10 protein-coding genes and 1 pseudogene are annotated in these 15,780 nt (G+C 52.0%); 5 read left to right on the forward strand and 6 right to left on the reverse strand.

Features of this window, described 5'->3' with window-relative positions; all coding sequences use genetic code 11:
- On the forward strand, nucleotides 1-250 hold a 250-nt coding region (locus ACP96_RS19050), incomplete at its 5' end, for a hypothetical protein (protein ID WP_161785370.1).
- A 32-nt stretch (nucleotides 251-282) separates the two neighbouring features.
- Here the strand turns inward: ACP96_RS19050 and ACP96_RS15845 are convergent.
- From ACP96_RS15845 to ACP96_RS15855, 4 genes are all read right to left on the reverse strand, one after another.
- Nucleotides 283-2,619, reverse strand: coding sequence for an ATP-binding protein (locus tag ACP96_RS15845; RefSeq protein ID WP_050034068.1), 2,337 nt, complete (start codon nucleotides 2,617-2,619; stop codon nucleotides 283-285).
- A 1-nt stretch (nucleotide 2,620) separates the two neighbouring features.
- Nucleotides 2,621-3,676, reverse strand: coding sequence for a metallophosphoesterase family protein (locus tag ACP96_RS15850; protein ID WP_050034069.1), 1,056 nt, complete (start codon nucleotides 3,674-3,676; stop codon nucleotides 2,621-2,623).
- Nucleotides 3,677-4,975: 1,299 nt separating this feature from the next.
- Nucleotides 4,976-6,031, reverse strand: coding sequence for a hypothetical protein (locus ACP96_RS18275; RefSeq protein ID WP_237561698.1), 1,056 nt, complete (start codon nucleotides 6,029-6,031; stop codon nucleotides 4,976-4,978).
- A 100-nt stretch (nucleotides 6,032-6,131) separates the two neighbouring features.
- Nucleotides 6,132-7,886: a DEAD/DEAH box helicase gene (locus ACP96_RS15855; protein ID WP_050034070.1), complete on the reverse strand. Its 1,755-nt coding sequence runs from the start codon at nucleotides 7,884-7,886 to the stop codon at nucleotides 6,132-6,134.
- Nucleotides 7,887-8,000: 114 nt separating this feature from the next.
- Here ACP96_RS15855 and ACP96_RS15860 point away from each other — a divergent pair, with 114 nt between their 5' ends.
- Genes ACP96_RS15860 through ACP96_RS15875 form a run of 4 tightly spaced genes read left to right on the forward strand, consistent with a single transcriptional unit; the run spans nucleotide 8,001 to nucleotide 14,884 of the window.
- Nucleotides 8,001-11,207, forward strand: coding sequence for a DUF499 domain-containing protein (locus tag ACP96_RS15860; protein ID WP_050034071.1), 3,207 nt, complete (start codon nucleotides 8,001-8,003; stop codon nucleotides 11,205-11,207).
- Nucleotides 11,204-13,852 (forward strand): DUF1156 domain-containing protein, encoded by a 2,649-nt coding sequence (locus tag ACP96_RS15865; RefSeq protein WP_050034072.1) that lies wholly within the window; start codon nucleotides 11,204-11,206, stop codon nucleotides 13,850-13,852. Before ACP96_RS15860 ends, ACP96_RS15865 begins: the two co-directional genes overlap by 4 nt.
- A gap of 2 nt (nucleotides 13,853-13,854) precedes the next feature.
- Nucleotides 13,855-14,238, forward strand: coding sequence for a hypothetical protein (locus ACP96_RS15870; protein ID WP_050034073.1), 384 nt, complete (start codon nucleotides 13,855-13,857; stop codon nucleotides 14,236-14,238).
- 43 nt (nucleotides 14,239-14,281) lie between these two features.
- Nucleotides 14,282-14,884 carry a hypothetical protein gene (locus ACP96_RS15875; protein ID WP_050034074.1) on the forward strand — a complete coding sequence of 201 codons (603 nt, stop codon included), beginning with the start codon at nucleotides 14,282-14,284 and terminating at the stop codon, nucleotides 14,882-14,884.
- A 41-nt stretch (nucleotides 14,885-14,925) separates the two neighbouring features.
- Here ACP96_RS15875 and ACP96_RS18930 read toward each other — a convergent pair whose 3' ends face one another.
- A complete protein-coding gene (locus ACP96_RS18930; RefSeq protein WP_154020513.1) occupies nucleotides 14,926-15,507 on the reverse strand; it encodes a hypothetical protein in 582 nt (193 codons plus the stop codon).
- A 105-nt stretch (nucleotides 15,508-15,612) separates the two neighbouring features.
- Nucleotides 15,613-15,765, reverse strand: a pseudogene (locus tag ACP96_RS18935) (IS66 family transposase); the annotation flags it as partial.
- Nucleotides 15,766-15,780: the final 15 nt, after the last annotated feature.

Below are 15,780 nucleotides of genomic sequence, written 5' to 3' on the forward strand. Positions count from 1 at the left end.
AGAGTGGACAACTAGCGACAGTGCGTATATCTACTATGTTGCACAGACAGACGGGATTGATCGGCTCTCCGTCGGCTACGGGATTTGTAGCGACGGTGGAGTCACACCAAAAGAAATCGCACGCGCGCTAGTAGCTGCCGCTGAGCGCTTAGACGTTGATGTCTCTTGGAATGGAGATACCACAAAGAAAGTCTACCTTGGTGACGATACCTTCTACGAGGACGAATACGGTTCTTTACTTGAGTCTTGACCGTTCTGATTTAGATGGTCAGAATTGGTATTTCACGTACTCAACGATGAGGGCTCCATCTTCGTGTGGTTGAGATCGTATTCTTCCACCATCGTTTCGCTCACCTCTTGTTTTGCAGTGAGATAGAGGATCTGCCATCCGTCATCGGCCAGTCCTTGTAGAGTTCGAAAGCCCTGGTCGAGCCTGTCGGGGTCTGCCGCGAGGAACGGATCATCGAGGAGTAAGAACCCAGGCGTACTCCCAAGGAGTTGCTGTGCCAGCGACATCCGAGTTGCGAAGTACAACTGATCCTTCGTTCCCTGACTGAGCACTTCAGGTCCGAATTCACGTCCATCTTGACGCTCCACGACGAGATCGTGAGCCTCTGTGTCATATGCGACCTGGGTATACCGACCACCAGTTAGCTGTTCGAACGTTCGGGATGCCGGACCGTCTGGATCGAATAACTCCGAGAGCTTCTGTTCTTCTTGCGACTCGATCCGCCCGAAGATCTCCAGCGCTTTCCGTGACAGTTCCGCATCTTCTTCGAGTTGCTGGACTACAGAATCCAGATCGTCGGCGAGCGTTTCGAGTCCTTCCTTTGACCGTGTATCTAGGCCAAGCCCACGACCGATAAACGGTTGAGTGTTGAGATCCCGGGCCCGCCGGTCAAATTCATCAAGCGTCTCGTCGTGTTCGTCAAGGCGTTCCTGCAACTCATCACGTTTCTTCTCAAGACGCTTTACCTCGGCTTCGAGTTGCTGTAGCGTCTCCCCATCGTACGTTTCAGCGTCAACCGCGTCTATATCGACATCTCTGGCAAGCTCGTCAAGCTCACGCTCCCAGGCCGCTGCTTTGTCCCCAGGGTGGTCAGGGTCCGGATCCCCGAAGCGGTCAACCAGACTCTGCCTGGCAGACTGCCGTTCCGGTTCTAACTCTTCACGGACACTGACCTGTGCTTCATACTCGTCAATCGACTCGACATCGGCTTCCTCAAGTCGTTCCGCAAGTTCGTTTTCCTGATCCTCAATCTGAGTCTCCAGCTCCGATTTCTCTTTCTGGAGCATTTCGAGTGTATCCTGGGCGTTTTGATGCTCCTGTTCCTTCTTGGCTGCACGCTCACGGACCCGCGAAATCTCTCCCTCAAACGCTTCGATCGCAGGCGCAACCTCATCAACAGTCTCGACCTCGAACCCTGCGTCCCGAGCCGATTGAAGCGCAGATTCACGGGTTGTTTCGACTTCAGTAAGGCGCTGGTTTGCCCGGTGGTACAGGCCGCCGCTAATGGCCGACACGAGCAAGAGTAGGACACCTAACCCGATTGCTGATAGCGTACCTGTGATTGCTCCGATGACGCCTGCGCCGCCTGCACCGAGTAATGAGACGAGTGCTGCTGGTCTCGTTAATTCCACCTGTCGTTCAGCACCCGTTGCTTCACCCTGTCGCTCTCGGTAGGTCTCCAACGCAGTCCGTGCCTCATCAACTGCTGACTCACGACGTTCAAGATCGGACTGCTGGTCGGTGAGATCATCTAGCTCTTTCGCCGTCTCATTGACCTCTCCCTGTTTCTCCTCAACGTTATCATCGAGTTCCTGCAAGTCTTCTCTATCGCGCTGCAAATCATTCGACAGCTTGCGGAGCTCCTCAAGTGTGTCCCGGTCGTAGGCTTCGAGTTCGGTGAGTTGGTCACTGGTTGAGCGATACGTATCGAGTTGCTCCGACAGGCGTTCGTATTCCGCTACAGTTTTCGCTCTCTGCTGTTCGTCAAGTTGCTCGCGTGTTTCTCGAAGTTCCCGTTTGATGCGTAGTCGTCGTGCATCCAGTTCGTCCAGTCCTTCCTCTTCGATCTCGTCAGTATAGTCTCGGATTTCCTCTGCAAGCGTCTCTGCCTCATCGTGTACGTCGCCAGCGTTGTGATAGGATTGGTCGCTGGAGATGTTGAGCCGTCTGTTGGTGAGGCGTCCACGATCCTTCAGTGCTGATTGGATCGTGTTGATCTCCGTCGTATGGATGTCACCTAACTTCTCGATGAGCGATGTGTAGTATTCCTGGTCGCTGGGGAGTTGGAGATCGTTGTCCTGAACGACGAACACGCTTTGTAGATGTGCCGGTTCGATCTGGGTAATCTCGCATAACGACGTGTTTCCATCGCATTCGTACTGCTCGCCGTTGTGTTCGACGACGACACGCCCCGTTGGTGTTTGACTCACGCGAGGTTTCGGATTCATTACGTCTGCAACGTCGGGTTCAAGCAGCTGAAGCAGAGCTTCGAGATACAGCGTTTTCCCGGCCTCGTTCGGTCCGGATATGACCGAGATTCCGTCTTGACAGGGCGGCCGGCAGTCGTAGAGTGGCCCGTACCGATCGATCTCTGCTGTCGTGAGACGCATACTAGATCTCCCCCTGAGCCGTGAGCTGACTGAATACTTCGAGTGTTCGTTCAGTCACCTTCGCGGTTGTTTCGTCGTCCCAGTCCGTCTCTTCTACTTCTTCCTCGAACGACCTGTACAGTGGGTGTGATAGAATGTGTTCGACGTTACGCGTCTCGTTCGTCACGTTCGCCGGCGAAGCTGCTGCCGTGAGTTCTTCGTGAAACTCCTCTTCGTCCATCTCGACAAACCCGTTAACGTGGATCGAGGCTTCCGAAGAATCAGTAACGTGCTGTTGAGCCCACGCCCGAACGTCATCCAGCAACTCCTGCTCAGCTCCCGGCGTAGCCGTAAACTCGCGTGAGACGTAGTGGAAGGTATCCAGCGGTTCCAAACTGATTCCATCGACTGGATCGACCACGCTCACACGGCGCTGCCCAGTTTCAGAGGTGCGTGTCGACGCAGGCGTTCCTGGATAGGTGAACTCCGATCCATCCGAGAAAGAGACTTGGTGCGGACTGTGATAGTGGCCGGCAAGATAGTAATCGAATCCCAGCTCCGTGAGCAATTCTTCCGTGACTGGGAAATAGTGGTGCGCTCCTTCATCACCAGTTTCGTAGTCATCGAACGGTGCATCCAGACTGCAGTGTAGGAGCAGAACTTCCGTCCCCTCGAATGGTTCTCTGTCTTGGAGCGACAGCAGGAGATCGTCGTCAGAGCGTTCTCTGTACGGCAATCCGGTAATCCGGAGATCGCCATCAGGTGCAGTCCAGTGTCCGAACGGCTCCTCAGTAATGACGGTACAGGAATCGCCGAAGAAGACATCACCACGGTACGCCTCAATATCGTGGTTCCCCGGAATGAGGATGATCTCGAATGGCCGATTCGAAAAAAGGTCATTCCGTAAGTCGGGTCGAAGTAGCTCCAGATTTTCGGGTTGATTGAAGAGATCCCCACCGATTGTGACAACGTCAATCTCTTCTTGCTCAGCGAGGTTAAGGAGCGCTCTCAGTGCGTCCATTCGTTCCTGGTCGTCAGGAGTAAGATGGATGTCCGCTGTATGGAGCACCCGTGTCATAGAAAAAATAATACAAGCACGCGTACTTACCGGTTGGGTGCGAAGAACCCCTCAGCCAGAAGCTTCCTCAGCACCTTCCATAGAATTGAATAAAGGTGTTGTAGGCCGTGAATCTGACGATTTACGGCTGAATCGGCATCAGGGCTTGATACCAATACGTAGTTAGCTGAATTTTCCAGTAATTCTTCGCGTGCTTATTATTGGTCGTCACTCAGTGTTTCAAACGCGTCGGCTACGTGACTGAACCTGGTGACTTCTGGGCCGAGTAAGACAGGCCACTGCTCGTTCGTCGCTGGGTTCGAACGCGTGCCGTGTCGTCCCAGCACTACTAACTCCCGCTCACCTTTATGAAACTCAACTGGGGCTGTATCCCAGTCACGTGTGCACCACACGTTTTCAATACCGTACATTTCTTCGTCTGCTGACCGCGATGCAAACGCGAACAAATGACTTCCCGCTCGGATTACATCGCCGCACACGTGACATCGCACGACTGACTGTTCATCGCCGAGCCGTAACCCGTCCAACTGCTGGATTTCCGCATCGTTGATCGGCATTCGGCGCAGATCTCGCTCAATTTCCTCGCTTTGTTGGATATAGCCCTGCCGAACACCGAAACAGTATCCACAAACCGCATCACCGCTTTCTAGGTGGTATATCGCTGATTTTCGACCGCAGTCACTACAACCACCTAACCCGCCGGGAGCACGAGCTTCAACGACTGTTGGGTTATCGGTTGTCTCACTTTGATCAGATGGCGTGGTTTGCGTTTGATTCTCGATTGATCTGTTGTCGTCGTGTGGGTTTGGGACCATTAGCGATTGGTTTTAGGAGTTCTTAATTGTCACACAACTCATCCTCGCAACATACATTCGTATTTTCAGCCGTCTATTCGGGTAGTTGAAATCGCCACGATCGGTGAACGGTTCGTATCGAGCGATCTGTTCTGCTTGCTCTGTGTCGTAGAGTTTCCGGTTGATGACTCGCTGCATCGCACTAGGCGGTATTTTGTATTGTTTTAAGACACCTTGGGACTTTCAAAAGTTTCACACCCAAATCGCAGGACGTGACCGGGATGGCCGATAGGCAAGTTGTCGTGACGACTCCGGTATGAATCCAGAAATCCCAACTGAGACAGGGATGATTTTACTTGAGAACTTGGAAGCTATCTGTCGGTTTTCCACAATTCTGTTGAAATTATGGTGCGAAAGATCACTCAATCAAACATAGAGTAGTAGAGTCAATTATATCCTGAAGTAATTCGCACGCCTCAGTCCCCAGCGCCGCTAACTGTCAGGATTAGCTTGAATAGCATTGTGAGCACTGCAGACCTTCTTGGATGGTCCGAAGTGAGTTGTGTTCTCCAAGTGTCTGATTGCAGAACTCACAATTCAGTTCTTCAGTGATTCCGACTCCATCTCCATATCCAAGTGTTAATGACCGGCTCACCGTTCCTTCCTCTAATTCAAGATCAATCTCACCCCGCTCGTATTCGACTTGTGTTATGGTGAGTGGGCTTACAACAACTTCCAAAGCGTGTCTTTCACGGATTTCTTGTTGTTTCTCGGGATAGCCCTGCTCTCGTCGATGGCGGAGTTCCTCAAGATCCGAGTCTAAATCCTCATATTCCGATTTGAGTTCCTTCCGATTCTGGAGCGCTTCTATACGGTTGCCTTCATCGCCACTCTGTTGGATTGACTCGCTTAGATCCTCGATTCGATTCGAGAGTCGGGTTTTCTTTTCTTCCAATTCCTCAATCCGTTGCTGCTGCATCTGTCTGTACTCTTCAATCTCAGCTTCCGCTGCTCTAGATGCCTCTTGATGAATCTCGTCAATCTTTGGCTGAACACGTTCAACAACTTGTTCACGAGTTTGTGCAATCAAGTCATCCGCCGTGGATTTGTCAACATCTACGGGTTGACTCTCAATCTGTGATTCAGTAGGTAGCGTGGATCCCAGAAATGTCTCTTCGAGCTTTGGAAGGCGCTCCTTTGACCGAATGTCAATTGCAGTCACGCGGAGTAACTCCGATTGGTATTCGCTGACCGTCTCGATACTGATTCGGTAGAGGATAGCTATGGCGGAGCGATCGTAGTATGGCGTGAACGTTGCGTCGTTCACATTGATATTGTTCTCTTGGAGCCACGGTGGGATTTCAATCTGAGTATCCTCTGATCCGATGGTAATCTTACCTGCCGGTTGTTTCTCACTCGCTTCAGCGATAATTTCCTGAAAGAAGGGGCTCTCTGGGTGAAGGTGTCGTTCATTTTCACCCAAATCAGCGGCAGCATCGTCACAGAATAAGATGAGTTGACCAGATGGAATCTCTGTGGTTGCATTCTCTGGAACGGTCACGTCCCATCTGTCTCCATGTTTCTCTATCGTGGATCCAAGGGAACCCAGATATTGCTCTGTGAATCGTTCGACCGTTGATTGCGTAACTCGAATAGCGGCGTCAGTCATCACTTGCCCCCAAGTCGAAGCCTTCGAAGACGCCGCTGTTGAACTCCTCTAGCTTCTTTGCAAGTTCACGCTGCTCCTGCAAGTCGACCGCCATCGCGTCGAAGTCGTTCTCCAGATCACGTTCAGAGTCGGCTGTAACCAACCGCTCGAAGATTTCGTCTTCAAACGTTGTTCCGGATTCTTCTAGCCGTGTGAGGATAGAACTCAACTCACCGACAGACTGCTGGAACAGGTCGATCTTGTGGTACAGTCGTTCCAATACATACTCCTCGACTGTATCCTTCAGAGCCATATTGAAGACGTACACGTCGCGTTTTTGACCGATTCGGTGGATACGACCAATACGCTGTTCTACGCGCATAGGATTCCAAGGCAGATCGTAGTTCACCATTATATTACAAAATTGTAAGTTTCTACCTTCTGACATAGCGTCTGTAGATACTAACACGCCACCTTCTTCTTCGAAGTTCTCTACGATCTGTTCTTTTTCCTGGCTAGAATGCCCCCCATGGAAGGAGTGAACAGTGTATCCTTCCTCAGTCAAGCGATCAAGGATCTCTCGCTGGGTCGCTCTAAACTGAGTAAAGACGATGACTCTCCCCATCTCGACGTGGTCACGGGCTTCCTCAACGATGCTAAGTAGCTTCTCCTGCTTAGTGACGGTCTCAATACCCTCGATCAGGTCGAGAATCGACTCCAGTTCTCCAGTATGAGTGAGTTCGGACTGCTCGTCAAGCCGTTTCTCAATAGTCGCTTTCAGCGCAGCTGGACTGCTGACGACCTCTTTCTGGAGCAGCATTAGAACCAGCTTCTGGCCTTGATCCTCGCTATACGCACCTCTGACGTAATCTGAAACTGCCTGGTAGAGTTCTCGTTCTTCCGAAGACGGATCGAAGGTTCGAGTATCGATGGTTCTGTCTGTAAAATCAATATCCGTATCTGCACGACGGTTCCGGATCATCACTCTATTCAGCCGTTCCTGTAACTCGTCCCGGTTGACGAGCGTCTCCTGGTTACTGTCGACGAAATAGTGGTGGAAGACATCACGCGTCCCGAACAGTCCCGGGCGGAGCAGGGACACAACATTATACAGGTCAGTCAGCTCGTTTTGAATCGGCGTTGCCGTTAAGAAAAATCCGTACTGGTATGAGAGGTTGTCAATTAGGTCGTAACGATCTGTCTCTTCATTTTTGACGTAGTGTGCTTCGTCGAGAACAAGAACGTCCCAATCTCGGTTGAGCACTGTTGCTCGATGCCGATCGCTCTTCGCCGTATCGATACTCGCTATGATATGGTCGTGCTTGTCGAACCCGCGAAATTCGTCGTCGTAGTTGCACACGTACTCAAGTCCAAATTTCTCCAACAGTTCCCCCTGCCACTGCTTAGCGAGCTGGGCTGGGGTGAGAATAAGAACGGAATCATCCGTCTCGCGGAAATGCATCTCCTTGAGGATCATCCCCACCTCGATCGTCTTGCCCAAGCCCACCTCGTCAGCAAGTAACGCTTTCCCGTCCATCTCAAAAAGCGCCCGGTAGGCAGCGTCAACCTGATGCTCAAGCAGTTTGACCGACTCTTCATCCAACTCTTTTAGCGATCTGAGTTCGGAGTCGGGTTGGCCAGCCTGGAGACGAATTGCTTGAACGGTCTGCACGTGATCACCATCAGCAGAGTCCTCATCTATTGAATCCAGAAGATCATCCGCAGATTCGTGAGTGACCTCTGTCTCAACGAGGTCGAAGTCTGCCATAGTACGTTAGAATCAGGTGAGGGGCAAATACGTTATGCGATTCCTAAGTAGCCGACAGATACTGTCACCCGAGCGTTTATTGTGCCGACACAAGCAGTAGTTACGTACATAAGAATGGCCGAGACTGAGCCCTTGCCTACAACTCTCGACGACACGGTTACCCTGAGCCGTGAGCTTCGAGAAGATGGCCAAATTGACGGACAAGTAAAACTCTACAACGTCGAAAACGACGAAGAGTTCGAGTCGGATGCGGAGCTCTTCTTCGATAGAACGCTGATGACTCAAGGGCTCCGAGAAGCCCTTACCATTCTCCGCGACTCACTCACCGGTGACGACCCACGAGGCACACACATCCTCTACGGCCCGTACGGCAGTGGGAAGTCTCACCAGATGGTGGCCCTCTATCACTGCTTTGACGATCCCGCCGCTGCAACTGCTTGGGCTAGTGATTCGGTGGATGGGTTCGAGTCAGCACTCCCCGAGTCTGCGATCCCGATCACGGTCGCAATGCAGAATGAGCAGTACGAGTACCTCTGGGAGCCGTTCTTCGAAGCCTTGGACTACGACCCGGGGACGTTCGAATCCGGCGGCTACCCCGATATGCAGACCATTCAGGACGCCGTCGGGGACGAGACTGTCGCGTTCTTCGTCGACGAACTCGAAGACTGGTTCGACACCCTTCAGGGCGACCGCAAGAGCTCGAACAAGGCATTTCTGCAGTCCTTGCTTGAATCGACCGCGCTCTCAGATCTCGACCTCTACACGATCGTCTCCGTGCTCCGCGAGGACTCCGAGGTTCATGACATCCTGAACCGGGAACAGGCGGTTGAGGTCAATATGAACAACCAGGTGGACAAGCGCGAAGTCCTTCGCCACCGCCTGATCGACGACATCGACGAGAACGCCGCCCGCGAGATCGTCAACGGATACTACGACGCCTACGACCAGTCCGACCACGTCACGCTTCCAGACGATCTTCTCGCGGATATGCACGATCTCTATCCGTTCCATCCTGTGCTCCTTGATGCGCTCGAAACGCGTTACTACGCCGACGAAGGAAATCAGAACACGCGCGGGATGATCTATCTCTTTTCGAAGGTTCTTCTCGAAATGCAGGGTCAGACGGATCTGATCACCCATGGTGACATTGACGCCATCGAGTTCGAGGACGAACTTGCGAAGATCAATTACGAGCGCCTGAACGCCGCCACAGGCGACATCAAGAGCCGCGTAGACACAGACGACGTACCACACGGCCGACGGGTGCTGAACACGATTCTGCTGTATTCACTGAAGCCAAGCGAAGGAGAGGGCGCTGACGTGTCGGAGATCGTTATGGGGGCGTACCAGACAGGAGATCTCGTCGCTGATGTCGTGCTCGACCTCGAACGACTACACGGGGTCGCCTGGCACCTTCACAAACTCAACGGAAAGTACGCAATCCGTGATCGACAGAACCCGAATGCTCTCATCCGGAATGCAGCCACGGACGTATCCGAGACAGCGGCCAAAGCCGAGATCGCGGATTTCATCACCGACATCTTCGGCTCAGATGCGTATCCAGTCGGGTTCCGAACAAACGATCTTCGGGACATCCCCGACTCCCGTGAGATCAAGGTCGTCGTGAAAGATAGTCAGTGGACGCCGGAAGAGGTCAAAAAAGCCATCACGAACGACGGCCGGGGGCGCGAATGGCGCAACACGCTCGTGTTCGTTCAGCCCTCTGGGGACAAATCAATCGAATCCGGAACACGCTACATCGACAAGGCTCGCTACATCGAGGGGGCACGACAGGTTCTCTCGGATGAGTCTCTCGACGAGGAAATCCGCGAGTCAATCGAGGAAATGAAAGAGCAGGAAGTAAGCGAGTTGCGAGAAGAGCTCCAGCTTCTCTACGGCGAGGCTCTCGATGGCGATGACCTACTCAATGAGTTCGACCTCGCCGCTCCGATGGATCTTGATGTCTTCGTCACAGACGGTCCTGAACTGAGCGCATCCAATATTGCTGACTCCGCATCCGCTGACCCACTCGATCTCGAAACGCACGTCTGGCCGATCGTCGAGGATCTTCTGGACCGCCGCGGTGAGATCTCGATTGAGGACATCTACGAACAGTTCCTGCGTGATCCCGAGCTACCGATTCCCGGTAGTGCGAACGATATACTGAACGCGACTGTCGATGCCCTAGAAGACAAGCCCATCCTGGCGCGGGATTCGAGTGGCTTCCGGAGCAACTTATCCGGGAGCTCGCTCGATACGGTGCTCGTCCACCAGGACGACGTTGATGTGTGGGGAGTGGACGATGTCGAGCAGGAACTCCGACAGCGGTTCGGAAGCGGAACGACAGCGCTCGACATCGGCGACTTCGAGCTGGAACTCGTACAGGATGGCGAGATCTGGATCGATGGGGACAGTCACGACATCATTATGAGAGCCATCGGTCGGCTCAACCGCGAGGAGCAGTACGTCATCGTTCGGGGGAACGAGATCCTTGACAAACCACAGTCTGACGCGACGCTCCGTGATGTCGGGAACGCAACCGTAGTCGGAGCGTCATACCTCTCCGACCGGATCGAAGAGGCGATCGATGAGGACGGCTACGCGAACCTCGATACGATAATCGGAGAGATTCGTAGCGACGAGAGCGTGTTCTTGCCACCGGATGAGACCGAGACTGTCGCACGTGAGGCGGTCAACGACTTCCTGGTAGATGCCTACGTCCTCGAAGCGGGTGGGCGATACCTGGAGTCCTTAGGTGACCGTGACCCCACGACAGTCAAGATCGTTCCGACCGTTCCAGATCGGATCGGCAAGAAGATACTGGAGTATATCGAGGGTCTCGAACCGGGAGAGCAGTTCACCGTGAACAAGGTGACGGATAGATTCGACAGCAGCGTCACCGAGCATATGGTCCGGACGTTCCTGCTGGAGAACATCGGCAAGGACGAAGAGCCCGAATACGTCGTCAACACAACCGGTTCGGACAAAGCGTCGGATTGGGTGCCGGGCTATCCGTTCCGGAAGGCTGACACTGAAGCCGATACGTGGCGCTTTGAGTACAACGGCGACGATGCAGCAGCGATGCGGAAGAAGTGGCGAGATGAACACCAAACCGGCACAGTCGAGTACGGTGATGTCACCTTTATGTTACCAGACAGAGAGGGTGTTCCCAGTGCCTTACAGGGAACTGCTGATGTCGAGCGAACGCAGGTGAGTTTGACGCTACGGTCTGAGCAGGACTACACGAAGGTACAGGATATGTTCGAACGAATGCCGGACGAGGCGACAAGCCTGAAAGTCGAAATTAATTTCCAGAAATGAGTCAGGATCCACAGCAGACGAGCAAGCGAACGGAACTACCAATCGAACGAGGATACCCAATCGAGCGTGTAAACGAAATTGCAGAGAAGGAAGGTCGGGCGAAAATGTACTACCGGCCGATCTACACGATGCATAAATGGTGGGCACGGAGACTCGGCTGTGTCTTTCGGACAATCTCACTCTACACGCTTCTCGACGATCCGGAGAAGGTCGAGGTCTTCGAGCCTGGACAGGATAACGAGACGCTTGCTGATTGGGGCGATGAGACACAGACGGACATCGCATCGCTCATCGATCGCGTTGATATGAGCGATCCTGAGAGCCTCTGGGATCTGTACCCTAAGGACGTTCGCGTGGAAGACAAGAAGATACTGGACCCGTTTATGGGCGGCGGCACGTCTCTCGTCGAGGCGTCGCGGTTCGGTGCCGAGGTCGTTGGAAACGATCTGAATCCAGTGGCGTGGTTCGTCACGAAGAAAGAACTTGAAGCCGGACAGACCAATGTCGAGGAACTGAAGGAAGCTTTCGAGCAGGTCAGAGAGAACGTTGCTGACGAGATCACGCAGTACTACAAGACGCCTTGTCCGAACGGGAACCACGACGCCGACGTGATGTATAACTTCTGGGTGAAGGAGTTAGACTGTGTTTCCTGTGGTCACACGGTTCCACTGTTCAAGGACTATCGGGTAGCTAAGGGACGCTACGAGAACGACGACAAGTACAACGTTCTCTGTCCTGATTGTGGCGCGGTGACGTTAGTTGAGGATTGGCAGTCAGAAAGTATCTGTAACGACTGCGGGCACGGCTTCGTTCCGAAAGAGGGGAACGCGTCACGTGGAAAATACAACTGTCCTGACTGTGGACAGAAGTACGCAATTACAGACGCAATTCAAGAGCAAGGCGGATTCGATACCCGACTCTACGCCCTCGAATATTTCTGTCCAATTTGTGATGAAGAGGGGCACGAGAGAAGTCATACTAAGGGGTATAAGAGAGTTGAGGAAGTGGATATTGATCGATTCCGTAAAGCCGAACAAAAGTGGGAGAGCAGTCCGGATCTCCGGAATTATGTTCCTGATGGAGTAATCCGCGAAGGTGCTAAAACAGCCAAGTCTTCTGTGGATGGACCTGACCTGTTTGAACACGGTTATGAAACGTGGGATGATCTATATAACTCTCGGCAGTTACTTTGCTTAGCGAAGCTAATGAAGGCAATTGATGGTATTGAGGATGGGAATATCCGAGAATACCTCTTACTTACCCTCTCTGATTCGCTGATGTTCCAAAACACCTTCACCATATATAATCTCCAGGCAAATAAGATAGAAGGAATATTCCGAAGTAACAGCTTTGGGGCCCAAATGGACTTTGTCGAGAATAACGTATGGGGTACTAAATACGGCCGTGGCACCTTTTCGACGAGCTTTGATAAGACACTACGTGGTGTTGAGTATGCAGGTGCGCCCACTGAAAGATATGTGTCAGATGGTGAGTCTAAAGAAACGGCTGAGTTTGCAAAGGAGATTGGAGAAGATGCAACGATTCATCTAGGCGATATGCGAGATCTCGATTTTGAAGGAGAGTTTGACGCAGTAATCACTGATCCCCCTTATTACGATAATATTATTTATTCCGAGCTCTCTGATTTCTTTTATGTTTGGCAGCGTCTACTACTGGTAAATGAATATGAGGTTTTCAAGGCCCCCGACACACCACGTGCTAAGAGTATTGTAGCAAATCCTGCAGAATCAAAGGGTGTAGAGGAGTTTGAAGCAGAACTTGCAGAGGCATTTACTACAATTCGAGATGCGTTAAAAGACGATGGGGTCCTTGCCTTCACTTACCATCACAGTGACTCTGAATCATGGGGCGAACTCCTTCAGTCGCTGTGTGATCAAGGCTTTGTTGTCACCGCAACTTATCCCGTGACAGCAGATATTAATAAGCTGGTTAAAGGTGAAACTGTCTCCTTCGATATTATCGTCGTGGCACGTCCAGTAGAAGAACGCGAAGCGGCATCATGGAACTCGCTCCGCCGCGAAATTTACCGCACAGCTCGCCGTACCCGAAGGCAACTCGAAGAGAACCGTGACCTCTCACGGGGCGACATCGGCGTAATGGAGATGGGCGCGTGTTTCCGCGAATACTCCAAGCATCACGGCAAGGTCCAACGCGACGGCGAGATTATGTCTGCGAAGGAAGTCGTCCAGGAGATCTACGGCATCATCCAAGAGGCCAGCGACATTGGCGTTGAGGACGTGTTCATCGATCTTCTTGACAGCAACAACCCATCCTTCGACGACGTGAACAAACTCTGCCGGGGCACGAACGCGACACCTGAGGAGCTGAAAGAGATGCGCCTCTACAACCAGGACGATGGCTTCGAACTCGGCACGTGGGACAACGAGAAACGGCAGGCCTACATCCAGGAACGCGTCAACGGCGACGGCGGTGAGCACCTCTCGAACCTCGATAAACTGCAGTTCCTGCGGTACCGCTACGAGAAGGGCCAGGCTGTCCAGAACTATGTTGACAAGTGGGGTGTGGATGACGACCTGCGCGAACTCGCTGGCCGACTGGCCGACGTGACTGGTGACGATACCTACACCCGGGTACTTGGTGATCGGGACATTACGAGTTACTAATAATGGCAGGCCCAGGACAGATCCCCGGTCGGTACAACATCATCGTCGCCGGGGAGTACGAGACGTTCGATCACCAGATGCCGATCGACGAGTTTCTCCAGCGTCTCAAGAACGACGATGTCCCGGACGAGGTGAGTGTGGTCGGGCTGGAGAAGATGCTTGACGACGAGGAATTCATCAACGAACTGGCTCGGGAGATGGATCAGCGAGCAGATGATCTGGAGTACCAAGGCCCGACGATCCAGATTGTTGTTGAGGGCTCGTTCCACCGCCGAGGGAAAACCTACGATCTACGCTATGACGATAACCTCTATTCGCTTCAGGAGATCTTTGGCCCGCAGCTAGAACGAAGAGAAGGGGGTAATTGGATCACATCACCGTTCTGATTGTCTGGGAAAACATTTTGTTCTCAACCTGCGTGCCATAATTATGGCAGCGGACGAGTATTACGACGGTATTGGTCAGGTTTTGTCGTACGTTCTCAGTGCAGAAGATTTCATTTACTCACAGCGACAGAGCGACTCGGGCAAGCACTTTTTGATTGAAAGAGACGGCACATTACTAGATTTCTATGCACAACCGAACAACCGGTATTTTATTCTAATGTATCAATTTTCGTTGAGTCAGAAGATCATCGAAGCATACAACCAAGACAACCAAATTCTCCAGAATCATATGGAAAGATTTGAAATTGATGACACCCAAATCTCTGATAAAAATCTCGATCAAGAGGTTGCACTTCACCGAATACAAGACGTTGGAGAGGAAGAGGCACAGAGAGTCGTCACAGATATTAGAGCACTAGCTACGCATACCGACTGCCGAATAAGTACCCTGACGGAACAGAGTCCAGAGGATCCAGAAACCGAAGTATGGAACGGAGTAACGGTCTCTGGTCTCCTTTACCCATATGAATCAGATTTCGGCCCCCGAGATTACGAACAGACTGCTCAAGAAGTCATCAGCGTGGGTAACCAGATAGACGAGACGATGAAAAAGATGGACGTTATGGAAGAAATTGGATTCCCATGATAAGAGAGGAGTGAATTAGCGGAGTCTCCACGGACAAGCAACTACCAGTCTCGATAATCCTCGCCATCTAATTCGATGGCTAATTTCTTCGTCGATCGAACACACCGTTTCGCGTCGGCAACGAAGGAATCATAATCTGCTATACTGAGACTTTCGTTATGTTGATGGACATAATCATTTCTCTTGTTGATTACACGCTGCAGTTCCCCGTGTAATCCTTCATCGATTATCCCCGCGTATAGTAGCATCTTGACGCTCCTTGAAGCCGATAAATCCTCTTCAAAAAATCTATTCACCTGATTACTATCCTGATGTTTTGTATCTACAATCTCCCGAATCAACAGATCCGCAGAGAACGCCTCGATAACCCCTACTGAGAGGGCATAAAGGGAAAGTACATCTTGGCGTAAATCCCGGGGGATTGTCGTCTCATCAACTACAGTCTCCAACTGTTCTGGTGGCTCGTTTCCTCTTAACTTGTCAACGTGATCTTCGATATTATCATAAAGTTCTTTGATTTCACTAACCGGATCGTGGGTGCTCAAAACACTACCATTTCCATCTGCCGCGGGGAATTCCATTGACGTGAACGATGGTGGAAGTGGGTCCTCATCTCCACTCATAGACTAAATGTAGATATGAATCGACATAATGGTAGCAGCTCATCACGAAGTGTGGTACCCAATCAGAGCAATTTTAACGGTCCTTCTTTCTCTATCTGTACGTGTTTACCCCGAGGTCTCGACAGCCGGCACAGCGTGAGCCCGTGACATAACCTCATTATTGCTGACGACTCGACGAAGTTCTTCGTATGGATTGCGTCCCTGCTGGCGCCACGTCGCCAGCAGGGACAAGACCGTCTCGTGAACGAACATTCCTCGGTGGAGTTAGACACG

Origin of the sequence: Halorubrum halophilum (assembly GCF_000739595.1) — an archaeon.
In the GTDB taxonomy this organism is placed as follows: domain Archaea; phylum Halobacteriota; class Halobacteria; order Halobacteriales; family Haloferacaceae; genus Halorubrum; species Halorubrum halophilum.